The 25421-nt window shown below is 33.8% G+C and carries 26 protein-coding genes; 20 read left to right on the top strand and 6 right to left on the bottom strand.

Annotated elements, in window-relative coordinates; translation table 11 throughout:
* Window positions 1-22: 22 nt before the first annotated feature.
* On the bottom strand, window positions 23-427 hold the full coding sequence (locus SM9_RS06260; RefSeq protein ID WP_058739323.1) for a zinc-ribbon domain-containing protein: 405 nt from the start codon (window positions 425-427) through the stop codon (window positions 23-25).
* A 93-nt stretch (window positions 428-520) separates the two neighbouring features.
* On the opposite strand from SM9_RS06260, the gene SM9_RS06255 reads away from it, so the two are divergent.
* The 7 genes from SM9_RS06255 (at window position 521) to SM9_RS06225 (ending at window position 10337) form a co-directional block, all read left to right on the top strand.
* Entirely contained in the window at window positions 521-1246 is a 726-nt protein-coding gene (locus SM9_RS06255; protein ID WP_058739322.1) for a carboxypeptidase-like regulatory domain-containing protein, read from the top strand.
* Between the two features lie 105 nt (window positions 1247-1351).
* Window positions 1352-1915, top strand: coding sequence for a zinc ribbon domain-containing protein (locus SM9_RS06250; protein ID WP_058739321.1), 564 nt, complete (start codon window positions 1352-1354; stop codon window positions 1913-1915).
* A gap of 3 nt (window positions 1916-1918) precedes the next feature.
* On the top strand, window positions 1919-2350 hold the full coding sequence (locus SM9_RS06245; RefSeq protein WP_058739320.1) for a zinc ribbon domain-containing protein: 432 nt from the start codon (window positions 1919-1921) through the stop codon (window positions 2348-2350).
* 284 nt (window positions 2351-2634) lie between these two features.
* Window positions 2635-2874 carry a hypothetical protein gene (locus SM9_RS06240; RefSeq protein ID WP_058739319.1) on the top strand — a complete coding sequence of 80 codons (240 nt, stop codon included), beginning with the start codon at window positions 2635-2637 and terminating at the stop codon, window positions 2872-2874.
* Window positions 2875-3005: 131 nt separating this feature from the next.
* Window positions 3006-3500, top strand: coding sequence for a DUF2116 family Zn-ribbon domain-containing protein (locus SM9_RS06235; protein WP_157064691.1), 495 nt, complete (start codon window positions 3006-3008; stop codon window positions 3498-3500).
* Between the two features lie 177 nt (window positions 3501-3677).
* Window positions 3678-9836, top strand: coding sequence for a DUF7507 domain-containing protein (locus SM9_RS06230; RefSeq protein ID WP_058739317.1), 6159 nt, complete (start codon window positions 3678-3680; stop codon window positions 9834-9836).
* Window positions 9837-9944: 108 nt separating this feature from the next.
* Window positions 9945-10337 (top strand): winged helix-turn-helix transcriptional regulator, encoded by a 393-nt coding sequence (locus SM9_RS06225; protein ID WP_058739316.1) that lies wholly within the window; start codon window positions 9945-9947, stop codon window positions 10335-10337.
* A gap of 27 nt (window positions 10338-10364) precedes the next feature.
* On the opposite strand, the gene SM9_RS06220 is transcribed toward SM9_RS06225, so the two are convergent.
* Window positions 10365-11306: an aldo/keto reductase gene (locus tag SM9_RS06220; RefSeq protein ID WP_058739315.1), complete on the bottom strand. Its 942-nt coding sequence runs from the start codon at window positions 11304-11306 to the stop codon at window positions 10365-10367.
* Window positions 11307-11629: 323 nt separating this feature from the next.
* Between SM9_RS06220 and SM9_RS06215 the strand changes: the two genes are divergently transcribed.
* The 3 genes from SM9_RS06215 to SM9_RS12010 are packed head-to-tail and all read left to right on the top strand — an operon-like array spanning window position 11630 to window position 12779.
* Complete coding sequence (locus SM9_RS06215; protein WP_058739314.1) at window positions 11630-12004, top strand: hypothetical protein; 375 nt, start codon at window positions 11630-11632, stop codon at window positions 12002-12004.
* A gap of 51 nt (window positions 12005-12055) precedes the next feature.
* Entirely contained in the window at window positions 12056-12598 is a 543-nt protein-coding gene (locus SM9_RS06210; protein ID WP_058739313.1) for an Ig-like domain-containing protein, read from the top strand.
* Between the two features lie 10 nt (window positions 12599-12608).
* Window positions 12609-12779: a hypothetical protein gene (locus SM9_RS12010; RefSeq protein ID WP_232299098.1), complete on the top strand. Its 171-nt coding sequence runs from the start codon at window positions 12609-12611 to the stop codon at window positions 12777-12779.
* 349 nt (window positions 12780-13128) lie between these two features.
* Here SM9_RS12010 and SM9_RS12490 read toward each other — a convergent pair whose 3' ends face one another.
* Window positions 13129-13251: a zinc-ribbon domain-containing protein gene (locus SM9_RS12490; RefSeq protein WP_269744779.1), complete on the bottom strand. Its 123-nt coding sequence runs from the start codon at window positions 13249-13251 to the stop codon at window positions 13129-13131.
* A 354-nt stretch (window positions 13252-13605) separates the two neighbouring features.
* Between SM9_RS12490 and SM9_RS06205 the strand changes: the two genes are divergently transcribed.
* Together SM9_RS06205 and feoB are read left to right on the top strand one after the other, a co-directional pair.
* The gene (locus tag SM9_RS06205; RefSeq protein ID WP_058739128.1) at window positions 13606-15102 is read left to right on the top strand and encodes a transposase; all 1497 of its coding nucleotides are present in this window, start codon (window positions 13606-13608) and stop codon (window positions 15100-15102) included.
* 180 nt (window positions 15103-15282) lie between these two features.
* Complete coding sequence (feoB, locus tag SM9_RS06200) at window positions 15283-17313, top strand: ferrous iron transport protein B (protein WP_058739312.1); 2031 nt, start codon at window positions 15283-15285, stop codon at window positions 17311-17313.
* A gap of 19 nt (window positions 17314-17332) precedes the next feature.
* On the opposite strand, the gene SM9_RS12380 is transcribed toward feoB, so the two are convergent.
* Window positions 17333-17479, bottom strand: coding sequence for a hypothetical protein (locus SM9_RS12380; RefSeq protein WP_232299097.1), 147 nt, complete (start codon window positions 17477-17479; stop codon window positions 17333-17335).
* Window positions 17480-17656: 177 nt separating this feature from the next.
* On the opposite strand from SM9_RS12380, the gene SM9_RS06195 reads away from it, so the two are divergent.
* The gene (locus SM9_RS06195) at window positions 17657-18556 is read left to right on the top strand and encodes a zinc ribbon domain-containing protein (protein WP_058739311.1); all 900 of its coding nucleotides are present in this window, start codon (window positions 17657-17659) and stop codon (window positions 18554-18556) included.
* Window positions 18557-18614: 58 nt separating this feature from the next.
* On the top strand, window positions 18615-18995 hold the full coding sequence (locus SM9_RS06190) for a hypothetical protein (RefSeq protein ID WP_058739310.1): 381 nt from the start codon (window positions 18615-18617) through the stop codon (window positions 18993-18995).
* Window positions 18996-19098: 103 nt separating this feature from the next.
* Here the strand turns inward: SM9_RS06190 and SM9_RS06185 are convergent, their stop codons facing one another.
* Entirely contained in the window at window positions 19099-20505 is a 1407-nt protein-coding gene (locus tag SM9_RS06185) for a DUF3100 domain-containing protein (protein WP_058739309.1), read from the bottom strand.
* 516 nt (window positions 20506-21021) lie between these two features.
* On the opposite strand from SM9_RS06185, the gene SM9_RS06180 reads away from it, so the two are divergent.
* Both SM9_RS06180 and SM9_RS12005 read left to right on the top strand, forming a co-directional pair.
* The gene (locus SM9_RS06180) at window positions 21022-21768 is read left to right on the top strand and encodes a hypothetical protein (RefSeq protein WP_157064689.1); all 747 of its coding nucleotides are present in this window, start codon (window positions 21022-21024) and stop codon (window positions 21766-21768) included.
* An 8-nt stretch (window positions 21769-21776) separates the two neighbouring features.
* Window positions 21777-21941 carry a hypothetical protein gene (locus tag SM9_RS12005; RefSeq protein WP_198144335.1) on the top strand — a complete coding sequence of 55 codons (165 nt, stop codon included), beginning with the start codon at window positions 21777-21779 and terminating at the stop codon, window positions 21939-21941.
* Window positions 21942-22310: 369 nt separating this feature from the next.
* Here the strand turns inward: SM9_RS12005 and SM9_RS06175 are convergent, their stop codons facing one another.
* Complete coding sequence (locus SM9_RS06175; RefSeq protein ID WP_058739307.1) at window positions 22311-22724, bottom strand: hypothetical protein; 414 nt, start codon at window positions 22722-22724, stop codon at window positions 22311-22313.
* Window positions 22725-22886: 162 nt separating this feature from the next.
* Here SM9_RS06175 and SM9_RS06170 point away from each other — a divergent pair, with 162 nt between their 5' ends.
* The 4 genes from SM9_RS06170 (at window position 22887) to SM9_RS06155 (ending at window position 25371) form a co-directional block, all read left to right on the top strand.
* On the top strand, window positions 22887-23423 hold the full coding sequence (locus SM9_RS06170; RefSeq protein ID WP_058739306.1) for a hypothetical protein: 537 nt from the start codon (window positions 22887-22889) through the stop codon (window positions 23421-23423).
* Between the two features lie 9 nt (window positions 23424-23432).
* Entirely contained in the window at window positions 23433-24029 is a 597-nt protein-coding gene (locus SM9_RS06165; RefSeq protein ID WP_058739305.1) for an Ig-like domain-containing protein, read from the top strand.
* A 37-nt stretch (window positions 24030-24066) separates the two neighbouring features.
* Window positions 24067-24702 (top strand): zinc ribbon domain-containing protein, encoded by a 636-nt coding sequence (locus SM9_RS06160; RefSeq protein ID WP_058739304.1) that lies wholly within the window; start codon window positions 24067-24069, stop codon window positions 24700-24702.
* Between the two features lie 78 nt (window positions 24703-24780).
* A complete protein-coding gene (locus SM9_RS06155; RefSeq protein ID WP_058739303.1) occupies window positions 24781-25371 on the top strand; it encodes an Ig-like domain-containing protein in 591 nt (196 codons plus the stop codon).
* Window positions 25372-25421: the final 50 nt, after the last annotated feature.

The following is a 25421-nucleotide window of genomic DNA, read 5'->3' as shown; positions in this document are numbered from 1 at the left end:
TGACTAATATTCAACTTTTTTTTTAAAATTGATTTCTCATCAATTTTCTATTTTTTTCATTGACAGCATTGACTTCTTCATATGTGAGGTACAGTGAACAGATTATTAAAGCAATGCTCAGTATGGGCGTTATCGGTGATTTTAACAATGTATTTAATAAAAAGTTAATAACAACCAGACCAATAAACACTGCTAGGCCTTTGGCAACGTCTCCGGCATATACTATTCCTATTCCTGGAAGGAGAAATGACAATATTAAAGCAAGAGGCATGCTTTTTTCTTTATAAATTGGAGCATTGTTTATGGGTGTGTTGACAGTGGTGTTTGTGCTTCTTGTTGCATTTGAAATTTTGCTTCCGCATTTATCACAGAATTTAGCATTTTCATTTTTTAACTTGTTTCCGCATTTTCCGCAAAATTTGGCCATTATTTCTCCCCCATTATTGACATAAGATTAATACATCTTAATATATGTTGAAAAATATATAAATAAATATCTAATGTTGGAGGATTGCAAAAAATGGAAAATGACAAGATCATAATTGTTTTGCTTATAATAATCGTTGCAATGATTGCAATGGCATTTGTAATGTTCAATCCTTTTAAGGAAAATGTAAATTTGGCCGTAACATCTGCTGCTTCATTGAATGATGGTGATAACTTTGAGGTATCATTATCAACGTCAAACGGTGTTCCAATAGCAAATGCAGTTGTAGACATTATAATCGTTGATTCTAATGGCGTTAAAAATCCGCAAAAGGTTACGACTGACGGGTCTGGAAAAGGAAAATTGCAGATGAATGGGCTGACTCCCGGAACATACAATGTCACCGTATCATTCTCTGGAAACGATAAATATGCTTCAAATAGCATTTCACAAAATATGCAGATGAACGAAGCTAAAACCACTCCTGTAAACTCCGGCGGTTCATCATCATCCTCTTCATCCTCTGGAGGAAGTGTGACTCTGGAGCTGAATGCATATGACCAGAGGGTAAGCAAAACTGTCGGTGAGTATAAGGTTGAAGCCATGAAATGGAGAGGAACTACTGTTGGCGGTTTAGGTATATGGGTTTATAAAAACGGACAGATGCTGGATAAAAGCTCTTATCAGTCAAGAGGATATATGTATAATAGTGGCCAATGGAAATGGAGTCAATGGGATGACGGAGAAGAAGGCGCTACATATCATAAGTATCCTGTAAGCAATGATGTTTTGATTGAAAAGGTAGAAGTGAAGTTTTAGATTGATTAACCGTCACCATATTTTTTTTTAAATCGATATCTATATTAGATTTAATATTTAAAGTATAATTAATATGTGTTAAAATTCATTATTGGAGGTTATAAATTGGGACTTAATTATAATATTGATGTTAATAGTGAAGATGAATTCAATCAGCAGATACAGATGTATCTTTCACAGGGCTACAGTTTTCAGTCCAATTTCAACGGCACGGCCATATTGAAGAAAAAATCATACAGCATGGGGTTATTAATTGTTTTGATAATTTTCTTTTTCCCTGCAGCAATATTATATTATCTCGTCGCATCCGAGGATATAGTAACAATCAATCTTAACTCAAAGACAGCATCTAACGTTTCTTCAACTGCTAATAATTTTGATTCATTCTGTGAAAATTGCGGACACGGACTGTTCAGAGAATCAAAATTCTGTCCTGGATGTGGAAATGCAGTTCCTGAAGCAAAATCTGCTGGAAAAACCACTTTCTGTAAAACCTGTGGCCACGAGATTTCTGAAAGCGATAAGTTCTGTCCGGATTGTGGAAGCGCAATTCCTGCAGAGGAAACTGCACAGGCTAATACATGCAAAAGCTGCGGTTCAACAGTTTCAGGCAGTGATAAGTTCTGTCCAAGTTGTGGAATCGACTTGACATCATCTGATGAGGAATAATTCATGGTTAAGTTTTGCAGTAACTGCGGAAATCAGTTGAATGATGAATCAAAGTTTTGTGCCAAGTGCGGAACCAGAGTGGACGATGTGGGCGGTCAGCCAGGCACTCAGCAAAATGTGAATGCAGGAGTATTTTGTGGAAAATGCGGAGCACTGGTGCCTTTGGGAAATACTGTCTGCACAAGCTGTGGAGCTTCCCTCAATCAGGATTCACATAAAACCGCTATTGTTTTGGGATATATTTGTGCATTTCTCTTTCATATTGTCGGAATCATTTTTGGAATATATCTCCTTACCCGAGACAATCCTGATGTAAAAAAGCATGGGGCAATCATCATAGCCATTTCAGTCGTCATGGTTGTTGTTTCATTCTTCATCATTACCTATGTGGCATATGTTGGTAGCATGAGCAGGTATTCCTACTATTATTATTAATATTTTACTTTTTTTATTTTTCACATGTGTATTTAATAAATCATAATCTCTAATTTTTCATCATATTTCATTTTAGTTAAAGTTTTAGTTAATTATTTGTATTGTTCATACTATTATATGTTGAATTATGTGGTCTGTTTTTCATTTGCTTAAATGTTTTTCCGCTTCCGTTTGGAAAGTGTTATAATGCATATGACAAAAATATTTCTGGTGAATGCATGGAAAACAAAACGATAATTTCAATGCTGCTTGTAATCCTTGCACTGATTCTTGTGGGGTGAATAATGTTTGTCCTTTCCCGATCAAATGAACTGATTGCATCACAAATAACACTAAACAGCAATGATGCTATCTATGACGGCGATTACATATCCATTGCATTGTCTGATGATGGTGGAAATCCGCTTGCAAATCAGGTGGTATACATAACGATAGTCGATGCAAAAGGCACTAAAAATCCCCAGAAAGTAAAAACTGATGGGACGGGAAATGGAATGCTTCAGCTGAACGAAATGGCATCATGAAAATAACTGTCAATATCACATGTGGGGAAAATAGAAACACAAGAGGTGCCAATTTGACAAAAACTATTATCACTATGCAACTGATGATTTACCTAAATTATTTTATTCATTGAATTTAAATATACTATATTATGGATATCAGATATTGCAGAATGTGCGGTGCAAAGGTAGATGAAAATGATGACGTTTGCCCAAGATGCGGAGTAAAGGTTACTTCTCCCAAAACAATGAAGAAAAAAAGTTCATCAAAAAGAAACAGGATAATTTCATTTGTCATTTTCGCTGTTTTGGTTTTAGTCGTTATAAATCTGGCTTTCACATTCTTTCCGCAGCTCAATGAAGGAATTTTTCCTGATTCAAATTCAAATAGGAAAATAGATTCTGATTTTATAAATGATTTCATGAACAATTCTTCATCCAATTCCAAAAATTATATTCCGGTCAATTCCAGTGATGATTCAAATTCATCTGATGTGGCGTTGATTGGAAACGCAGAAAGCAAAAGGTTCCACAGGTCAGACTGCTATTTGATAAGTCAGATTCAGGATTCGAACAGGGTCTATTTCTCTTCACATGACAGTGCTGTTTCAAGTGGATATACTCCATGCGGGGACTGCAATCCTTAAAAAATGTTCAGATTTTATGCTAAAATTTTATAATATGAATAATTTTTATATTTTTTTTAATTTAATTTTTTTTATTCATATAATATTATAAATATTACTTAATACAATATATTATTAAGGCTATTTTTTGGTTTTCTTTTAATTTAGTCTAAAATTTAAAGGGAGGTGAAAACGAATATGCAAAAAAGAAAGATTATTTTCATTACATTATTCTTATTTATCTTATTGTCGATATCGTCAGTAAGCGCACAAGAAAATGATACGTCAGTTATGGGGAATGAAATTGATTCAAAAGATATTGTGGGTGATGTTCCAGGTACTTTCACGGAATTAAATGCACTAATTCAAAATTCGAATGGTACTGTTGATTTGAATAGGGATTATAAGTATACTTCTAATGACAGTTCATTAAACTCTGGTATTGTAATCAATAAGGCACTTATAATAAATGGAAATAATTTTACTATAGATTCTTCTAATAACGCAAGGGCTTTTCAAGTATCCGCAAGTAATGTGGTAATAAGTAATCTAAATTTTGTCAATGGATATACTTACAATAAAGGAGGAACCCTTTATTGGTCTGGATCTGATGGTGTAGTGGATAACTGTACTTTTAGTGACAGTTATGCTTATTATGAAGGTGGAGCTATTTATTGGTCCGGTTATAAGGGTTTAGTCAATAATTCTCAGTTCATGGATAATACCGCATATGATGATGGTGGTGCTATCTGTTGGATGGGAAATAATGGGACTTTAAATAATTCCAGATTCAGTGGAAATAAAGCGCTTTCTTATTATAGTGGCGGTGCTGTCTATTGGTACTATGATTATGGTGTTATTTCAAATTCTGTATTTGAAAACAATACTGCCGGATATGAGGGAGGTTTCTTTTATTATGCGAGCTATGGTAAACTTAGCAATTTGACATTCATTAACAATCATGCTACTCGAAATATCGGTGGTGCAGTATTGTATGGGTCTTCCAATGTGATTGAAGATTCTGTTTTTATTGGTAATCATGCAGATTATGTTGTAGGTGGGCTTTATATTGGTGGTTCATCTAGTGTTGCAAATAATGTGACTGTAATTTCCAATAATGCTTCTACAGGTGCTGGAGTAAACATTATGGGTACAAATAATAAAATTACAAATTCCATCATTGCAAACAATTCAGCATTGTACGGTGGTGGAGGAATATCTCAAAGAGGTTCAAGCTCCTTGATTGAGAATTGTAGTATTATTAATAACACTGCCGGAAATTATGGGGGTGGTCTTTATATGAGTTATGGGCAAGTAGTAAACTCCACTATTGAAAACAACACTGCAAGGCAGTATGGTGGTGGGGTTTATGGTTTCAATCCAACGCTGGTCAATGTTACATTGAACAATAACGACGCCGCTGTAGGACCTGAAATTTATGTTCATGACAATGTTACACTAATCGACACAAATGTATCTGATGATAAGATATCTTATGATTTGCTTGGTGAAAGTGCTTCCGTACTTGGGGATTCAGATATTTCTCATTTAATGAGACTTTCAAACGGCTATTATGCATACTGTGCCGAACATCAAAACGGTGAACCTAGTTCCGGTCAAATGGACAATTCTATGAAATTCCTTAGAAATGTAATTACTGGTGAAGAAGTTGCTGATTATCTCAAAATACTTATATATGATACTATTAACAGTGAGTATGAGTTAAAAACACGTAACTTGCATGATTATGTTTGGGAATTCACTGATGGAGATTTCAGATCATCAAATATTCCTATTGTCAAAAGGGTTATTGAATTGTATGATGCCGGATTTAGAATTAATGGAACCAGTGCAACAAAGACCCTAGCCAACGGTACTGTTTTGCTGTATAATTTTTCATCACTTATCACTGGCAGCGGACAACAGAATTTATTTACTTTCCAATTCGCTCAAATTGACTTTGTAAATGAAACATTAACGAAACAAACTGTAAACAAGACGGTTTTGATTAATCAGTATGTTGAATTTACAATAACTGCCAGAAACACTATTAATGAAACAATATACAATATCTTCATTGAAGATAAGGATTATTCAGAAGGTTTGCAATATGTTTCATGGCGCAGTGATGATGAAAACTGGTCATATAATGAAACCAATGGAACATGGAACTTACCATCTCTGGATGCATTTGAAAATTCAACATTTACAGTAATATTTTTAGCTTACAAAAACGGAACATTTTATAACAATGCAACAGGAGGATCATCTAACTCTTCTATTGTATACAGTTTTGATGTTGTTCGTGTGTTAAATGCCAATTTCACTGTTGAAAAAATAGCATTAAACAAAACAGTTAAGCTTCACGAGCAAACTGAATTTGAAATTGTTGTTCACAATACTGGAGAAGTGGATTTGCATAATGTGACTGTTATAGAAGATGAATATGATGGTTTGATTTATGATTCACACAACGACAATGGTTATTGGAACCATTCTGTAGTTGATGGAAAACATGTCTGGTCATTAAATTATGCATTAAGTCCTAATCAGTATGCAGCATTTAAAGTATTGTTTAACACAACAGCTTATGGTAATTTCACTAATGTTGTTGTTGTTAGGACTAATGAGACTGGTAATAAGACTGTTAATAATACAACCACGGTTTTGAAGCCTGGTTTTGTTGTTGAAAAGGTTACTTTGACTCCTGAGGTTGTTTTGGGTTCTCAGGCTGTTTTCAATATTGTTGTTAGGAATATTGGTGAGACTGAGTTGACTAATGTTACTGTTATTGAGGATTCTTATGATGGTCTTGTTTATGATTCCTTTGATGATAATGGTTATTGGACTCATGCTTTTGTTGATGGTAAGAATGTCTGGACTTTGAATGGCGCTCTTCCTGTTGGTGAGTTGATTGGTTTTAAGGTATTTTTCAATACTACTCGTGAAGGTAATTTCACTAATGTTGTTGTTGTTAGGACTAATGAGACTGGTAATAAGACTGTTAATAATACAACCACGGTTTTGAAGCCTGGTTTTGTTGTTGAAAAGGTTACTTTGACTCCTGAGGTTGTTTTGGGTTCTCAGGCTGTTTTCAATATTGTTGTTAGGAATATTGGTGAGACTGAGTTGACTAATGTTACTGTTATTGAGGATTCTTATGATGGTCTTGTTTATGATTCCTTTGATGATAATGGTTATTGGACTCATGCTTTTGTTGATGGTAAGAATGTCTGGACTTTGAATGGCGCTCTTCCTGTTGGTGAGTTGATTGGTTTAAAGGTATTTTTCAATACTACTCGTGAAGGTAATTTCACTAACATTATTGTTGTTAAGACTAATGAGACTGATAATAAGACTGTTAATAACACAACCACAGTTTTAAAGCCGGATTTTATTGTCGAAAAAATCACATTGACAAAATATCTCCAACTAGGACAAAAAGCAGTATTTGAAATAGTGGTTCACAATGTCGGTGAATGTGCATTGGATGATGTGTTTATAATAGAAGACCAATATGACGGACTTATATACGATTCATTTGTGGACAATGGAAACTGGAAACATTCAGTTGTCAACAATAAAAACAAATGGGTTTTAAATGACATTTTACATCCTAACGAATTTGCAATTTTGATTGTTAACTTTAATACTATACAGATAGGTAATTTTACAAATGTTGTGATTGCAGGTTCTAACGGAACGGGTAATAAATCAACAAACAACACTACTGAAGTGTTTGATGACAATGAAACCCACAATACTACCAATTCCTCTGATATTGCTTCAATGGATTTGATAAAAACTGCTGTCACTCCAAAAGTACTTGTTGGAAATCAAGTTATCTTCCAAATTATCGTTCACAATACAGGAAATGTGAATCTGAACAATGTAACAATTAAAGAGGAATCATTTGAAGGTTTGATTTATGACCATTTCTATGATTATACCTCATTATTCAACAAAAACAATGATTTAAGTTGGACAATGAACTCTTTGCTGTATCCGGGTGAATATGCAGGTTTCTATGTTGTATTTAATACTACAACAAAAGGTACCTTTGTAAATGTAGTATCAGGAAGTTCCAACGAAACTAACAATACAACTTCAAATGATACTGTGGATGTAGTTAAACCAGATTTCACGATTGAAAAAATAGCTTTAAACAAGAATACTAAAATCGGAGATAAGGTAACATTTGAAATCATCGTTCACAATACTGGAAGTGTAGACTTGCATGACTTGACAGTGAAAGAATATCACTTTGAAGGTTTGCAATATGATTCATACACGGATTATCTTGATGTTTGGGTTGAAAATTCTAATTTGTCATGGACATTAAATGGCATATTGCGTCCAGGTGAATATTCAGGATTCTTTATAACATTTATTACCACAACAAACGGTAACTTTACCAATATTGTAACCGCAAAAGCAAATGGAACAGACAACAAATCATCAAATGACACTGTTAAAGTCCATAAGGGTGATTATATCATTGAAAAGATTTCTTTAACTCCAAATGTTGTAGTGGGTTCTCAGGCCATATTTGAGATTGTAATTCACAATGTTGGCGAAACCAATTTAGACAACATTACAATAACTGAACTGTCCTATGATGGTCTTTTATATGATTCATTTATAGATTACCTTGGAATCTGGATTAAGAATTCAGATTTATCCTGGACTCTGAATGGCACTTTAGTTCCTGGTGAGTATTCAGGATTCTTTGTTGTATTCAATACTACAACAAATGGAACCTTTGGCAATGTCATTTCATCAGGAAATAAAACATCAAACGATACTGTAAATGTTTTAAAACAAGACTATGTCATTGAAAAGATTTCTTTAACTCCAAATGTTGTTATGGGTTCTCAAGCTATCTTCGAAATTGTAGTACATAACATTGGGGAAGTGGATTTAAGCAATATCACTATATCTGAAGTATCATATGACGGTCTTGTATTCAGCCACTATATCGATGAGTTAAATCATTGGATAAAGAATAATGATTTGTCATGGAATTTTAACTCTACATTACATCCTGGTGAGTATTCAGGATTCTTTGTTGTATTCAATACTACAACAAATGGAACCTTTGTCAATGTCATTTCATCAGGCAATAAAACCTCAAATGATACAGTCAATGTCCTGAAATCCAGTTATACAATAGAAAAGATTGTCACTAATTCCGTTGTATTAATCGGCGATTATGTAACTTTCGAAATTGTCGTTCACAATGACGGTGAAACCAATTTAGAAAATATTACAATCACTGAATTGGCATTTGATGGTCTTTTATATGATTCATTTATTGATTATCATGAGGCATGGATTAAAAATGATGATTTGAGCTGGACAACTAAAGATGTTTTGGCTCCGAATGAATATAAAGGTTTTATTGTAAAATTTAAAACTACAGATGTTGGTGATTTTGTAAACGTGATCTCATCACAGAACAAGACTGCAAACGATACTGTAAAAGTTGTAAAGCCAGATTTTACAATCGAAAAAATTGCTGTTAATTCAACTGTCAGATTTGGCGAACAGGCAGTATTTGAAATCATAATTCGAAATATTGGAATCGTCAATTTGACTGATGTTAAAATCACTGAACTTAAGCATGATGGGTTGATTTATGATCACTACATCGATGATTTAGGAGATTGGAGTGAAAACTCTTTGGTTTGGACTTTGAATGGCATACTTGCACCTGGAGAATTTGCAAGTTTTTATGTTGTATTCAATACCACTTCAAGTGGCATTCGCTATAATACAATTTCAGCAAGTACTAATGAAACAGGTATTAAAAATACAACAGCCCAAGTTGAAGTCGTTGACAATAGAACAGCCAATTTGACTGTTTCAAAAATATCTTTAAACAGAACTGTTGTCATTGGTAACCTTACAATATTTGAAATTATTGTTACAAATAATGGAGAAATTGACTTGGATAATGTATTTGTTATTGAGGATTCTTATGGCTGTGGCCTTGTCTATGTCGATTACTACAATGGTACAGGCAACTGGAAACATATGCTGAATTCTAACAATAAGCATCAATTCAATTTAATTGATACATTAAAAGTAGGTGAATCTAAAAGATTCTATGTAATATTCAATACTACTGAATTAGGAAACTTTACAAACACTGTTTTGGTAGGATACGACAATGTTACTCTAGCTAACTCAACAAATGTAACAGAAGTTATCGGTATTGAGGTCAATGAAACGGTCAAAAATGAAACGGTAGACCAAATTGTTAAAAGAGATATTTCAAATGCAACAGGTAATCCTCTTGTCATATTGCTTTTGGGATTATTTGTTTGTGTTGTTGCAAGAAGATTTAAAAATTAGAAGTTTTTTAACTTCTCTTTTCTTTTTTTTGGGTGTCATTAATGACACTAAAAATTATTTAAAATATAATTTGAAAATATATTAACATCGATTAATGGGAAATTTATTATGACTTATTTTGATTTTGATGTAACGTACTGTCCTGTGGAATTGTCTCTTCAAATAATTAATAGAAAATGGGTTTTGCAGATTATACGAGATATTTTTTTCGGCAAGAAAAGATTTTCAGAGTTCAAGGAAGACAAGCCCGATTTGACCAACAAGGCATTGTCAAGATGCCTTAAATATATGGAAAATGAAGGCCTTATAGAAAAGATCACCGATAAGGATGACAAAAGAATAAATTATTACATTCTAACCAAAAAGGGCAGATCCCTGAATCAGATAATCTATGATTTGGTTATATTCACATTGGACAATGATGATGACCCGACCCATTACAGCCAGAAAACAAAAGAGGAAACCAAAAAAATATTCCGCGAAAAATTGGGTTTGGATTAAAAAATAAATGGTGACGGTTTTTTAAAGTTATTTCATTTCTTTTTCCCAGAATCTGATTGTATTGACGTTTACTTCATCACCTGCTTTTTCAATCATGTCAATTTCATCCTTGGATAATGTAATTTCGCATGCTTTGAATGCATCGCTTACATGATGCTTTTTGGTTGCACCGACAATCGGTAAAGTTCCTTTAGCTATTGCCCATGCAACTGGGATTTGGGCGATATTGACTTCATGATTTGCTGCAACTTCACCTAAAACATTATTCAATTCTTCGATTTTATCAAGGCTGTCGCCGTAAGCCATTGCTCTATCTGACCCTTCAGGGAAAGGATGCTTGGTGTCATATTTTCCGGATAGTGCACCTTGCTCTAAAACCATATATGCAAAGAAAGTGATGTCGTTTTTCTTACAGTAGTCCAGGATTCCAGAAGTTTCTGATGATCTGTTGAGTAGGCTGTAATGGTTTTGAACGGCCTTGAGTTCCAATCCGTTGTCTTCTAATATATCATTTGCCTCTTTAATTTCTTCCAAGTTATGATTAGAAACACCTAACATTCCTATATCATATTCTTTAGCGGTTAATGCAAGTTTTTCAGTCCATTTTGGAGCGTCAACAGTATTGTGAATCCAGAAAATATCTATGAAATCAGTGTTCAATAGGTTCATACTGTTTTCAAGCATTGCAGTTACTGCATTTTCAGATTGTGGGTCGGCACATTGGGGAGTGAATTTGGTAGATATAATGTAATCTTCCTTAGGGGTTGTTTTAAGGAATTCTCCTAAAACCTTTTCGGAAGTTCCCATACCATAAGCAAATGCAGTATCCCATAAATTAAGGCCTAAATCCATTGCTTCATCATAGATTGGACATAATTCATCAATACTTAATTCGCCACCAAATGTATTGTCGTTTCCCCATGCCCAGGCACCGAGAGCTATTTTTGGTAATTTTTTATCGTATGTCATTTTAACACCATTCTAAACTTTATTTTGAATTATATAAATGATTATTGTGTCTTTGATGACACCATTTTTCAATATGATTGATTTGGTTGCTCAATAGCATTCGAGTTGATTTTACCTTGGTCTTTGGGATTGTCAGATTGGTGAGAATTTTAAAGATTATGGACTTTCTCTTTTTTCTAATACATTAGAACAATAGATAATTTTTTAAAGGCCCGTTACATGATAATATTTTGAGCTGGTTAACTATCATATCATTTACATTAATAGTTTGTTATAAATAATGTTTTTAATATGTTAATACAAAATATTTATATGGTGAAAAAATGGATTATAACAAGATAATTATAGTTCTTGCAATAATATTGCTAATAGTCGCTGCAGGAGGTTTGCTTTTCGTTTTGAATTCAGGTTCAAATAATGCTCCTGCGGTCAACAATTCAACGGCAAATGCTTCACAAAACATTTCAGTTGAGCAGGTTAATACTGAAGAGGTTGCAAGCAGTGATTCATCAGGCAGTAGCAGAAGCAGCACTCATGTAATCATTGGAGAAGATGGATGTTATTATCGTGTTGATGACAGCGGCAATATCCTGGAGAGTTTGGGACCCAGTAAAAAGTATTATCCTAATGGTTATGGTGGTAAAGACCCTGTTAGCTATCCTAATGCGGAGCCTGCAAACAGATATATAAAGAAATGATAGAAATTGCATTTATATAGTAAAAGTACATATCTAATAATAGGTGTTGATATGAATTTCAAAAATATCCTGCTGGTTATAGCAATCATTGTTGTTGTTTCAGGTGCTGCAATGTTCCTGATGGCTCACCAGGCACATCCGAAGATGGATTCAAAAGTAATCATGGCAAGCGCTGACAACATAACTGAAGGAGACAATATTACAGTCAAGTTAACTAACATAAACAATACTCCTCTTGCAAACCAGAATTTGAACGTTACGATAGTTGGAAGCTCAGGAGGATCTCAGCAAAAAATCCTGACTACAGACAGTCAGGGTCAGGCAAGCATGCAGGTCGATAATTCAACTATAGGCAATTGTGTTATTAAGGTAAAATACGGCGGAAATGATAAATACAACGGATGTAACTTTTCAGATACGTTAATCATAAATCAAAAGGTAATTATCCAAATTCCAACGAATTCAACCAGTATTATAGGAAACAATACTACTGTTACAACCACAAATGGTTCTGCAAATCAGCAATACAGCAATTATGAATATAATTATCGCTATTATTATAGCGACGATGTTGTTACAGTAGAGGATTATTGAGTGTGTAATGATGAATGATTTGAATAAAATGGATAAAAAACTAATTGAACAGCAGGAAAAGTATGAAGATGCTTACTATGATCAGTTAGTTGATGAAATGCTTAGGGAAGAAGCATTGGATAAATTGATTGCAGAAAGATTTGAATATATGAATGTTCGGTCTTGTTCTTGTGCCATTTAATCACCAATCATTTTATATATTTTTTAAAGTATATAAAAAGCTCAGTTTTAATAAAGGACAATTTTTACCACTTAAAACAATATTTATGACTCAAAACAATTTTTTTAAATAGAACAATTTTTTATACTATTTATTTTTCGAAAATATGAAAAACTTTAAATGTTATTTTAAAACAGAATAACTTATCTAAAGACAATTTCCAAAAGTTTTTTTAATATCTAAATTTTTTTAAGTGATTCAATGGTGACAGTTTTCATGAATTTAATAAATCTGACTTTGTGGGCTTTACAGATTGCTTTGTGAATTGGAAAACTTCTTGATGAAAAATAGATATTATTTTTTTTCTTTTTCAATTCAATTTAGTGCCCAGTATTCTACAGAATTTCTCTTCTTTTAGGTCTTTGCTGCCGCATCTTGGGCAGGTATCTTCGTCTTCTTTTACTTCAGCTTCGCATTTCTGACAAATTTTCATAATCTTTTCTCCTATGATTCTGTTTAATGCAATTATACTATTTGTCTATTCGTCATCAAGTTTCTTTCGCCAAATATTTAAACATTCCTAAATTTTTTTCAATTTTCAGGGTGTCCGCCAAAATTAATTTTTGAATTTTGTGCAAAAAAATTTTAGCATTATTTTATACTATTTTTTAAATATTTTAATTCATTATTCTTAAATTTTAATTTTATATATTAAATTTTTGTTTTATTTGTTTTTAATTAATTATGAGTTTTTGTTTTGGATTTAACTGTTTTTTAAATAGTTAAGTTTATATACTTTGTTATACATATTTTATATTAGGTATAAGTTATTTTGGTGTTGTTGTTTATGGTTAAAAGAAAATTTGACAAGAATCAGACAAAATTAGGCATTAATACATTAGATTGGAATGTTCCGAAGGATCATATTTCTCGTTTTGTCGTTGATTTTATTGAAGATGTTTTTCCTCTTTTGGAAATTGATGAACCTAAGAAAAAGAAAAGAAGAGAGCCTTTACCTCTAGATTCAATGTTAAAATTGCTTGTTTATGCTAAAATCCAGCATATTGATAGAACATCCATAATTGCGGACATGGCAAGGTACCATGATATTTTTAGGTTCGTTTGTGACGATATTAGACCATCTGAACGTTCAATTCAAAGGTATCGAAGAGAATACGGTCGTTATTTCGAAGTATTATTACAAATGACATTGAAAAAGGCATTTGATGAAGGTTTTACGGAATTTAATCACGTTGCTATTGATGGAACCATCAAAAAAGCATATAATTCCAACAACAACACAATCTCCAAAAAAGAAACCAAAATATTAGTTGATTACTACGAAGGACGCCCAGTTAGTCCTGAAAGCCTTGAAAAACTCCATAAACCTGCCCAAAGAATATTGGAAAAAAAGGACATGAGTGATGAAGATAAATTAGAACTATTGTATGGAATAGAAACACAATTCACATTCACAGGACAAGATAGAATACCAGTAAACGATATTGAAGCACGTTTTATGAAAGGAAAGAAAGGAAATTACATGGTTGCCTACAATATCCAATCTGCAGTCGATTACGACACCAAACTAATCTGCGCAATAAACGTCACACAAAGCCCAACAGACCATTATGAACTACCAGCAATCGCTAAAAAAGCAATACAAAACGTAAACACCAAACCAAAATACATAAGCGCAGATACAATATATTTAAATCAAATATCACTATCATACCTAGCAGATGAAAAAATAGAAGGATTAATACCAACAAGAAAACAATCAAAAGAAAAAATAGGAAAATTAAACGAAAATCCATACCATAAAGACCACTTTGAATACGATTATGAACAAGATGCATTTAAATGCCCAGAAAACCAATACTTACATTTCTACGCGAAATACACAGAACCACACAAAGATTCAAAAAAACCAGACAAAGTAAAAAGGATATACAACAATTACAATGCATGTAAAAACTGTAATGCACGAACAAAATGCTGTGCATCCTCACAAACACACAAAACAATCACAGAATACGGTTCAGAATTACAAAAAGCAATGAACCACAAAATGGAAAAACAAAAATATAAAGACGAATACGCAAAAAGATCAAGCGTTGAAGGACCATTCGGAATATTCAAAGAACAATTCCAAATAGAAAAAGAAGTAGTCGTCGGAATGATAAAAACAGAAGAAAGAATAAACCTAGATGCATTAGCATACAATCTAATCAGATTATACAACATAAAACAAGAAATAGAAAATACAACGGAAGATTTAGAAGATTTCTGTGAAAGTACATCCATTAAAAATCAATTACAACTCACAGCAACCATATTCTAAAAAAAATAGGGTTCAAAACTAAAATTTAATTTTGGCGGACACCCTTCATTATCTTCATAATTTAAATAAAATAAAAAGGAAAATTATTATTATGTTCTATTAAAACTGATTTTTTTAAAAAGGAGTTTTGTAATTTGGGAGATTTTACACTTTTTTAAGATAATGCATAGGGTTTAAAAGATGGTGGAACATAATGTAAAATTGGTAGTTGGATTGGCCGGAAATCCTAACGTTGGAAAAACAACTGTTTTCAACAAACTGACAGGAATGCGCCAGCATGTTGGAAACTGGCCTGGAAAAACAGTTGAACAGGCAAAAGGTCACTTTTCACATGGAGGATATGATTATGAACTCATTGATTTGCCGGGTAACTATTCATTGAGTGCCCATACTATGGAGGAAATCGTATCAAGGGATTTTATAGTTGACGATGATTCTGATGTAATCATTAATGTGGTTGATGCAGCTAATCTGGAGCGTAACCTGTACCTGACAGTTCAGATGATGGAGCTTGGAGCAAATCTCATTCTGGCAGTGAACATGAATGATTTTGCAAAGAAAAAAGGTCATATCATCAACTTTGATTTGATGAGTGAACTCCTGGGCTTTCCTGTAGTTGAGATTAATGCAAAAAATGGTGACGGCTTTGATGAACTCCTTACTATTGCAGAAAGGCAGGCCAAAAATCCTATAGATACAAGCAAAAAGTTGGCCTATGGAAATGAGCTGAAGGGTCATTTGGCGGATATGCAGGAACTGATTGAAAAGGATGAAAACCTGTTGAATGTTCCGTCAGTCTGGACAGCAATCAAGCTTCTTGAAAAGGATTCGATAGTCATTCATAATGTTCAGCAGTCACCTCAAAGCTCATCAATCTTCATAGAATCAGATAAGGTATCACGACACCTTTATGACGTTTACAATGATGGTGCAGAGGAAGTGGTTGCAAGTGCAAGATATGCATTTATTGACGGTCTGATGGCTGAAGCCGTTGAAAGGCCTGATATTGAAATTGAAAGCGTGACTGACAGGATAGATAAGATTGTTACAAACAGAATTCTTGCAATTCCATTCTTTATATTGATCATGTTCATAATGTTTTATCTAACCTATGCTGTAGGATCACCTTTCGAGAAACTGATTGAACAGGGTTTTATCATGCTTTCAAAGTTTGTGGAGGGCTTCATTCCAAATCAGTATCTTGCATCATTCATATGCGACGGTGTCATTGGAGGTGTTGGAGGAGTCATGTCCTTCCTGCCGATTATTATCATGATATTTCTCTTTTTAAGCATTCTTGAGGATTGCGGATATCTTGCAAGGGCTGCATTTACCCTGGATATATTCATGCATAAGCTTGTAGGTCTTCACGGCAAGGCTTTCATTCCCATGATTTTAGGATTCGGATGTGGTGTGCCTGCAATCATGGCAACAAGAACTTTGGAAAGTGAAAACGACAGAAAGCTTGCAATGATGCTTGTTCCGTTCATGTCATGTACTGCAAGATTGCCTATCTATGCAATATTTATCGGAGCATTTTTCAAGGAATATAATGCGATAATATTGCTTTCTATATATCTTCTCGGAATCCTTGTGGCTCTTGTTGTCGCAGCCATTCTTAAAAGAATAATGTTCAAGGGACTTTCATCCCCGTTTGTAATGGAGCTTCCTACATATAAGATACCTTCAGTTAGGGGAGTGATTACACATACCTGGGAAAAGGTCAAGGGATTCATAAAGAAAGCCGGAACAGTAATTCTTGGATGTTCTATTGTATTGTGGGCATTAAGCATATTCCCACTTGGAGTGAAATATGGATCAGCAGACAGCATCCTTGGAATGATAGGTAACGCGATTGCACCTGTTTTTGCTCCATTGGGGTTCGGCACATGGCAGGCTGCAGTAGCCATTATCGCAGGACTTTCAGCCAAGGAAGTAATTGTGTCCACTTTCGGTACTCTTGGAGGTGTTGGTGAGGATGATGAAAGCGGAATGACCCATCTTGTACAGGAAACATTCACGCCGCTTTCAGCATATTCATTTATGGCATTCACCTTATTGTACACTCCATGTATCGGTACTATCGGTGCAATCAAGCAGGAAACAAACGGCTACAGGTGGGCTTTGGTGATGTGCGCTATAACTATCGTGACTGCATATGTAGTTTCATTTCTGATTTACAACATCGGTGTTTTGGCAGGATTTGGATAGCTTTCAAATTCATATTTTTTTAATTTTTGTGATGTCGAATTGTTTTGGAATTCAAAATCCATATTTCTTCTATTTCTCTCATTATCATCTCTGTCATGACCTTAATTTTGAGCATCCATCCATTCGTCGATTGAATAGTCAACAGATTACTAATCTGCCATTTCATTTCTATTTTATTTTCTCGTTAGACTTTATTAGTTTTTTGTTTGTCTGATGAATAATATTAATCATGTGAAATTGAAGGTTTGACATTCAGAACCATGGGGGGGAATGCTTTAAAAGATTTTGAAAAAAATATTAACCATCATTACACATATTATTAACCAAGAGGTGAATTGTTTTTATGAAAAGGATTTATTGCAGGAAATGTGGAAATAAGATACTTAATTCTGACGATGAATATTGTCCTAAATGTGGAACAAGAATTAATGATTATGATGAAGTGAATCAGATAAAGAAAAATAACAGAACTCGTAATATATTGCTGATTGTACTGGTTATAGTAGTCATAGCGAGTATATTGATATTTGCAAGTGCATTTACAACAAATGATAAATCTTTTAAAACATATAATTTCAGCAGTACATGCAGCCTTGAATTGCCGAGCTGGATAAGCTTCAACGATGGTGCAGGCGATATTAACAGCAATTCGAATATTGCAGGCTCAAGCGTTTCATCAACGACTAAGGCTTTATTCGGTAATAGTGAGGTAATGCAAATTACATATAGTAAAGGTGTTGTTGATGGTCATGCTGTTGGAGTAAACTTAAATGACTCTGTTAATGTTGATGTTAATGGTAAAAAAGTTTATACTCGGATGGTCATGTCTGAAGAAACTGGAGAATCCGTATCTGTAATGGGTGAAAATCAAACATTAGTTAATTATATTGCAGATCATGTGAAATTCAATGGTAAAAATATAAATAACACAACTGATAATAGTTCACAATCATATAACAATCAGAAAAAAGCACTAGCTTATAAAAGCGATGGTACTCCGATGTATACTCAATCCGAAGTTGATCAGTACATGCTGAATAAGTATGGTATGGTTGATTATCATATTCAAGGCAATGGATATATCAATTTGGATGAGCCGGGTTATACTGATGACGGACGCAGAACTTATTCTGATGCGGGAAATTATTATTACTATGATTCATATAATGGTGGTAGTTCAAGCGGCGGTGGAAGCAGTTCTGGTGGCAGTTCAAGCGGCGGTGGAGGTTCTGCACCCACTTAATCCAAATTCATTCTAATTTTTTAACAAATATAAACAAATAATATGGTGAGTTGATAATATGGATACAAAAAATATAATAATTATAATTTTGATTTGTGCTATAGTGGCGCTTTCAACATATTTTTTGACTGTAAATATGTTGATGAATCAAAATCAGACAAATCAATCAGTTAACACTACAAATAACACCACTAATATTGTTAATGTTGAAAAGGTTTCTCAGGAAGATCAAAGCAGTAGCAGTAGTGCGTCTTCAGGATCCAGTAAGAGTAATGATAATTATGTCCGTGATTCAAATGGTAATATTATGTATGCTCATACCGATGCTCCTGGTGCAGACGGATCTTATTCTGTTCCAATGACTAAAGATGGACATTATTCATATAAGGCTACTGATGAACCAAATAGTCCTAGCGGATATTGGGTTGATAAATCATAATAAATCTGTGGTGAGAAGAAGATGTTGTCTATGCTTTTAAAATAAGGGAAATTATTTATTTATGCGTTAAAAATATAATTGGTGATGGTTTAATGAATGATTCTTAAATCATTCCTGTTACAAATAGTGTTATGTTTGCGATAGTTGCAGAACAGAGGTATGTTCCGGAAATCACGATTAAAGCGACAATGAGTCCTCTCCAACCGATTCTTTTGAATTCGTCCCAATCTTTACCGATTGCAATACCGACATAGGCCAGAAATGCAGTACATATTGTTGTAAGCTCTACCTGTGAAGCGTAATGGGTTACAAATTCTGAAGTTGGCATTCCAGGTATTGCTAAAATCAAACCGATTAGACTTATGTAGATAATTGATGGAATGCTGACTGGGAAAATCCTTTCAAGAGACATACCTACAATGGTAATGGCTGAAATAATTAGCATAGCTATAAATGAATCGACCGGGGAAGTGTGATATCCGATGACATTTCCAACGGTTACAATTATTGAAAATGCCAAAAGCATTACACTCCATCTTTCAAGTTTACCTAAACTCAATCCGTCTGATGAATCATCATTATATTCTTTTATTTCATCGGAATCTGAGTCGTTTCCAATTATTGCATTTCCTTTACCTATTCTTGGGGATAACCATTTATAGAGTTTTTCTGCAATAGGCAATGATATGAATATACACATGTAGATTCCCAAACAGAATGAAAGAATATTACTGCACCCCGCAAACGCTTCCAGCTGTGTTTCCATGGCAGGATGCATGTGTACCAATGGAACCAATGCAGCGGCATTCATACTTGCGCTTCCAATACCTGATGCCATTGCGAATGCATATGGATGGTACGGCAGAAGTGAAACGCTCAGGCTTGACAGGAAGCTGATGAATGGTGTACCTATAATTGATCCTATAACGAAGATTGCTAAAACACCTCTTGCCTCAGGTGATTTAAATCCGTATTTGTCAATGATAACACCGAGGTTAGGTTCACGGCAAATGGAACTTGTCATACCGATAACTTCTCTTCTAAAACCTAAAAACAAAGCAACCGGCAATGCAATCAGAGTACCTAAATCACCTAAAAGCTGCAGAATCAATGCGGGACCTACATGAAATATGGTTTCAATTGACTGTCCGCTTGAAATTGCTAATTTGGAAAGCAAAACACCAATGAATAAAACCATAACTCCTTCAGCTACCTTGGCCTGTGAAGGACCTACCCATTTGATGGACTTTATCAGATAAAGAGCCAATCCCATAACAAGAGCATATATTAAAGGCAAAAGCAAAAAGCTTATGGTATCTGTTATTCTAATTTCTTTGATTCCAATAAACATTGCAATAATGACCAGAACCAGAACAATTATATGCAAATGATATTCTTTCCATGGAGGTCTTTTTTTAATTGCCCTGTCCGCTTTTCGCCGGTATTGGTAGTGCTTAAGCCTACGCTTTGTATACTTCTTTTTTTCTTTTTGATTTTCAGAAATGATCATCCCTCCCGATTTGAATGATAACACTTGTGTGCAGGATAATTTATTGAAATGTAGTTTTTAGTTTCATATATCTGATTATATAATTTCTAATTCTATTGATAAAGATATAAAAGTATTTCTTTTTAATTTTCATCATTGCCTATTATTTTTTTAACATGTGTATGTATTATTTTGAATGACTGATATGTCGGCATCTATTTTTTAAGTGTATGGGCATTTAAGGCTAAAATATTGTGCATGCGACTTATTATTTTCTTTTGAATTGTGACTATTTTGTGAATATTTAAATATTCAATATTTCAAATATAATATCAAGTGATTTTAATGGGAAACGTTTTATTGTATTGGAAGGAAAACAACAGATATGTATTTTCAAGGACAAAGTTTCTGACCTTGCTGGTGTTTGTCGTATCCTTTATCTATGGCCTTCAGGACTGGCAGTTTGGCACTGCACTTGTCATCGCATTGGTTTTTGCAGTGCCCACATTTATTATAGGCTTTTTTATTCATTCAATAATGGATATAGATTCCAGCTATTACAGCGGAAATGCCGGTGAGGATATTGTGCATTTTCTCCTTTACTGGCATGAGGATGATAGGTTCAGACTGTCAAAAACCAAACTGATTACTTTGTTAATTATTGTGCTGGGTCTGATTTCAGGCTTGGGTTCAGCTCTTCCCGGCCAATATTCCGGACAGGCATTTGCATCTACTGTAGTTTCTATTGTCATAGCAGTACCTGCATTTCTCATAGGCTATTTCATTCATAAGAGGACTTCTGCGAAAAAACCTGTTCAGCAACCTTCAAAACCTGTTCAGCAACCTGTCAGGACTCAAGAAAGTCGTCCGAATCAGAATGCATTCAACTCTCCGGATTATATGGGGTATGCATTGAAGGCCAGGGAATTGAAAATGGAGTATAATGAAAAGGAAAGACAAACAAGGGAACTTATCAACAAAAGGTTCACTCCTCCACAGATTACAAACGAGAAGTTCATGGCCGTTGTGGATGAATCCACCAAGGTCTTCAATGAATACTACAAATCAATATTGAACATGATTAATTTTGCAGGCAAAGATTCAGCCAGGATAGATAATGAGCTAACATCAAGACTTGACAGCTTAAGGGCAATCATAGATAAGCTCGATGACCTTTCAAGCGAACTGATTATAAGCATGTCCAAAAGCGATGCGGATGAAGTGCATGACGTTTTGGATGACATGGAAAATCTTATAACTTCAATAAACGAATACAAGGATTAGGTGATATGATGACAAGAGGCAATTACTGTTACTTTAGCTGCATTCATTTCAGAAGCAGCTATGAAGGAGAATACGACAGCGAAGGAAACTACAGTGAAATTGAACGACATTACTGTGATTTGGGAAAATCTGAGATATACAACAGGTTGTTCTGTGAAGATTATGAAGAATGATTTTCATTTCATGTTATGGGCGATTAAACTATTTCCATTCATTTTTTTTTATTTCATTATTTGTTGAATAGTCAGATTATTCAAATAATTTATACACAAGTTATATAACCTGCAAAAAATACACGAAAAACTAATGCAACACTCGTTCAAACAAATAAAAACACGTTTCCAAACAAAAAATACAAAATAAACAATTAATCAATATCCAGCTAAAAATAAAATACTAAAAAAGTAATGAAGTGAAATTTCAAGTGTAAAATAACTTCTGAAACTCCACTAATCTCATTCTAAGAGTAAATCCTTTTAATAAAAATCCAATCAAAAAATTGAATTATTGGACGAACTCATGAAGTATTTTTTTCTACTCTATCATTTTCCCATAATATGGTTTTCATAAAAGCTTCTTTCATATGTTTTACCGTCTTTGTTTACTCCTCCTTTGACTACTCTTGCTCCGTCGTCAGTGTATCCGGGATCATCTATGTTGATATATCCATTGTCCTGAATATGGTAGTTTACTGCTCCATATTTGCTTTTTACATAGCTGTCGACTTCGGCCTGGCTGTACATTGGTGTACCATCGCTTTTGTATGCATATACTGATTTTTGAGTTTCCTGGTTGACTTTTTCTGTTGTGACAGTTGTATTTGTCGTATTTGTGGTATTGTTCACTACTTTTACATCCTGCTGCTGATTTCCAACAATTATGTATGTTGCTAATGCAGTAGCCATAATTAGACATATTATGGCTAAAATAATAATTATTAAGTTATTTCTTTCCATTTGAAGTTCTCCAGTTAATTAATTATTTGGACATATATTATTTATTATTTTAAAAACTTTTTTATAACATCTTTGGTGAAGTTAATATCAAAATAGTTATTTGCATGTATGGATATAATATGTGTAATGAGTAACAATTTGTACTCAAATAGGGTGAAAAAAATGGATAAAAGAGATTATATTATTATTGGTCTTCTTGTGGTGATAATCGCAATGCTGGCCTATGGTGTTTACAATTCATATGTAGATTCACAGCCTGAAACTTTTGATTTAGGAGATTTTAAAGTGGCTGGACCTGCAGGAAGTCATTATCATAAAGGAATAAATGACACTATATTTTATTTGGGTGAAAATGAGTCTATGCCAGTTTTTGAAATTGGTGAAATGCAAAATTTTAGTGCTAATGATTTTAAAGAAATGATTGATGTCTATAATAAGGGAGAAATTTCTAAAACTGAAATAATTAAATCATTTAATGAAGGAATTGGCTCAGATGTAAGTATGAAAGCTTTAGACTTTAATGTGGGTGATTTTAGGGGAGAACCTGAAGTAAGTATTTTATGCCAAAACCCATATGATGGAACTAAAACGATGTTAATGCATATGGTACTTCATAATAATGATAAAACATATTTAGTTTTAGAATTTATGGATAATCCTGTTAGTACGAGCATGTATAATTCATTAATATTAAAATAGGTTGATAATATGAATAATGATAAGATAATAATTGCATTGGTTGTTGTGCTGATTGTTGTTCTTGCAGCAGGAGTCATATTTTTAAATCCAGGTCATGCAAAAGTAGACTCAAGAGCTGTTGTTACAAGCAATTCCACTTTGCAGGATGGGGATAACTTTACAATCAGACTGACTGACTTGAACAATACGCCAATAGCTAATCAGCGTGTTAATATAACTATAATTGATGCTAATGGTGGGAAAAATCCTCAGGCTGTAACCACTGATGCGAACGGTGAAGGGAAATTGCAGTTGAACGGCTTGACTCCTGGTGAATATACTATGAATGTTACCTATGGTGGAAATGATAACTATACTGCATGCAATACCACACAGAAATTGACAATGGAGAAAAAAGTGGTTCATGAGACTGTAAATCAGCAATCAACAAAATCTTCAAGTTCATCAAATGAAATTTTCTTCGATCCTGAAGTAAATGTCTATTATGATAGCAATGGTATAGTTGTTGATCCTGACGGTAAGCATTCACAGTCTGTTGGAAGTCGTTATAGTGATCTTCGTGAATATAGGGATAGATGGGAACGTGGTGAGCCTGTAATGGTATAATTAATATGTTATACTTTAAAATAAGTGGGGAATAGGTATGTTTTGTGATAAATGTGGTGAAAAAATTGAGGATGAAAGTGCTAAATTCTGTCGAAATTGTGGTGCTTCACTATCAAATTATGTCAAAGAAGAAAAACCAAAACCTCTTCCGGTTATGAAAAGGGATAAGACCAAAATTTTGAATTTCATTAAAAGTAGAAATTTTTTAATAATAATTTTAATATGTATTATTGTTATTTTAAGTGCTCTTTTCGTAAATGAAATGTTTATGAAAGATTTGGATCCTCGACAGGGATTTGAATTAATCAGTAATGAAAATAATGTGTCATTATATCATAACTCAAAAGACAATGTATATATGGAAGTTAAGGAAGCTGACAATCCGAACACATCATATTCAATAGATGATGTTGCTGGTAAAAAGGCGAATGTAACATGTTGGTTTAAGAAATATACGATAACTTGCTATAAGCCTATAGAAAAGTCAAGTTCTACTCCTTCAATACAAGAAAGATATCCTTATGCAAATCCTGAGGCAGTGGTGACATTGGCAACGATGGAAGCTGCATATTATGTGAATAAAGTCGAACCTTATCAATTATATTTGAACGGTATGCTGAGGGATAATAATCTGAAAGCTATTGATAATGGTGTTGTTGACTTATATTCTTAAATGTGCGTTTATAATTAAAATTTGCGATTATTGTCATTAAAATAGAGAGTATAATATTAATATTTATAATGTGATAAAATGGATTACAATAAAATAATAATTGCATTGGTTGTTGTTCTTGTCGTTCTTGTTGCAGCAGGAGTCATATTTTTAAATTCAGGCCATGCAAAGGTTGACTCAAGAGCTGTTGTTACAAGCAATTCCACTTTGCAGGATGGGGATAACTTTACAATCAGACTGACTGACTTGAACAATACGCCAATAGCTAATCAGCGTGTTAATATAACTATAATTGATGCTAATGGTGGGAAAAATCCTCAGGCTGTAACCACTGATGCGAACGGTGAAGGTAAATTGCAGCTGAACGGCTTGACTCCCGGTGAATATACTATGAATGTTACCTATGGAGGAAATGACAACTATATTGCATGCAACACTACTCAAAAGATGGAAATGAAGGAAAAAGTTTTACCTACTCAAACAAGTAGTAGTACATCTACAAAGTCTAGTACTGTAAATGATAATTATGTCCGTGATGCTAATGGTAATATCATGTATGCTCATAATGATGTGGGAGGAGATGTTCCAATGACTAAAGGAGGTAATTATATATATAAAGATACTGATGAGCCAGGAAGTCCTAGCGGGTACTGGGTAAACAAAATATAATTTAAAGTATAACTTTAAATGGGAATTGAATTAAGGAGTAATTTTCAAAT

The sequence above is a fragment of the Methanobrevibacter millerae genome (genome assembly GCF_001477655.1).
GTDB lineage: Archaea > Methanobacteriota > Methanobacteria > Methanobacteriales > Methanobacteriaceae > Methanocatella > Methanocatella millerae_A.
Note: the sequence above shows the minus strand (reverse complement) of the source record. Positions and strands in the feature narration are given on the sequence as shown.

Bases quoted from the DNA above. Each gene is read 5' to 3' on its own strand.
- SM9_RS06160 (WP_058739304.1), top strand. From the start codon at position 24,067: ATGTTTTGTGATAAATGTGGTGAAAAAATTGAGGATGAAAGTGCTAAA.
- SM9_RS06225 (WP_058739316.1), top strand. From the start codon at position 9,945: ATGACTTATTTTGATTTTGATGTAACGTACTGTCCTGTGGAATTGTCT.
- feoB (WP_058739312.1), top strand. From the start codon at position 15,283: ATGGTGGAACATAATGTAAAATTGGTAGTTGGATTGGCCGGAAATCCT.
- SM9_RS06230 (WP_058739317.1), top strand. From the start codon at position 3,678: ATGCAAAAAAGAAAGATTATTTTCATTACATTATTCTTATTTATCTTA.
- SM9_RS12005 (WP_198144335.1), top strand. From the start codon at position 21,777: ATGACAAGAGGCAATTACTGTTACTTTAGCTGCATTCATTTCAGAAGC.
- SM9_RS12490 (WP_269744779.1), bottom strand. From the start codon at position 13,251: ATGAAAATTTGTCAGAAATGCGAAGCTGAAGTAAAAGAAGACGAAGAT.
- SM9_RS06260 (WP_058739323.1), bottom strand. From the start codon at position 427: ATGGCCAAATTTTGCGGAAAATGCGGAAACAAGTTAAAAAATGAAAAT.
- SM9_RS06235 (WP_157064691.1), top strand. From the start codon at position 3,006: ATGGATATCAGATATTGCAGAATGTGCGGTGCAAAGGTAGATGAAAAT.
- SM9_RS06255 (WP_058739322.1), top strand. From the start codon at position 521: ATGGAAAATGACAAGATCATAATTGTTTTGCTTATAATAATCGTTGCA.
- SM9_RS06190 (WP_058739310.1), top strand. From the start codon at position 18,615: ATGGATACAAAAAATATAATAATTATAATTTTGATTTGTGCTATAGTG.
- SM9_RS06240 (WP_058739319.1), top strand. From the start codon at position 2,635: ATGTTTGTCCTTTCCCGATCAAATGAACTGATTGCATCACAAATAACA.
- SM9_RS06165 (WP_058739305.1), top strand. From the start codon at position 23,433: ATGAATAATGATAAGATAATAATTGCATTGGTTGTTGTGCTGATTGTT.
- SM9_RS06155 (WP_058739303.1), top strand. From the start codon at position 24,781: ATGGATTACAATAAAATAATAATTGCATTGGTTGTTGTTCTTGTCGTT.
- SM9_RS06220 (WP_058739315.1), bottom strand. From the start codon at position 11,306: ATGACATACGATAAAAAATTACCAAAAATAGCTCTCGGTGCCTGGGCA.
- SM9_RS12010 (WP_232299098.1), top strand. From the start codon at position 12,609: ATGAATGATTTGAATAAAATGGATAAAAAACTAATTGAACAGCAGGAA.
- SM9_RS06175 (WP_058739307.1), bottom strand. From the start codon at position 22,724: ATGGAAAGAAATAACTTAATAATTATTATTTTAGCCATAATATGTCTA.
- SM9_RS12380 (WP_232299097.1), bottom strand. From the start codon at position 17,479: ATGAAATGGCAGATTAGTAATCTGTTGACTATTCAATCGACGAATGGA.
- SM9_RS06205 (WP_058739128.1), top strand. From the start codon at position 13,606: ATGGTTAAAAGAAAATTTGACAAGAATCAGACAAAATTAGGCATTAAT.
- SM9_RS06180 (WP_157064689.1), top strand. From the start codon at position 21,022: ATGGATATAGATTCCAGCTATTACAGCGGAAATGCCGGTGAGGATATT.
- SM9_RS06185 (WP_058739309.1), bottom strand. From the start codon at position 20,505: ATGATCATTTCTGAAAATCAAAAAGAAAAAAAGAAGTATACAAAGCGT.
- SM9_RS06170 (WP_058739306.1), top strand. From the start codon at position 22,887: ATGGATAAAAGAGATTATATTATTATTGGTCTTCTTGTGGTGATAATC.
- SM9_RS06195 (WP_058739311.1), top strand. From the start codon at position 17,657: ATGAAAAGGATTTATTGCAGGAAATGTGGAAATAAGATACTTAATTCT.
- SM9_RS06245 (WP_058739320.1), top strand. From the start codon at position 1,919: ATGGTTAAGTTTTGCAGTAACTGCGGAAATCAGTTGAATGATGAATCA.
- SM9_RS06210 (WP_058739313.1), top strand. From the start codon at position 12,056: ATGAATTTCAAAAATATCCTGCTGGTTATAGCAATCATTGTTGTTGTT.
- SM9_RS06215 (WP_058739314.1), top strand. From the start codon at position 11,630: ATGGATTATAACAAGATAATTATAGTTCTTGCAATAATATTGCTAATA.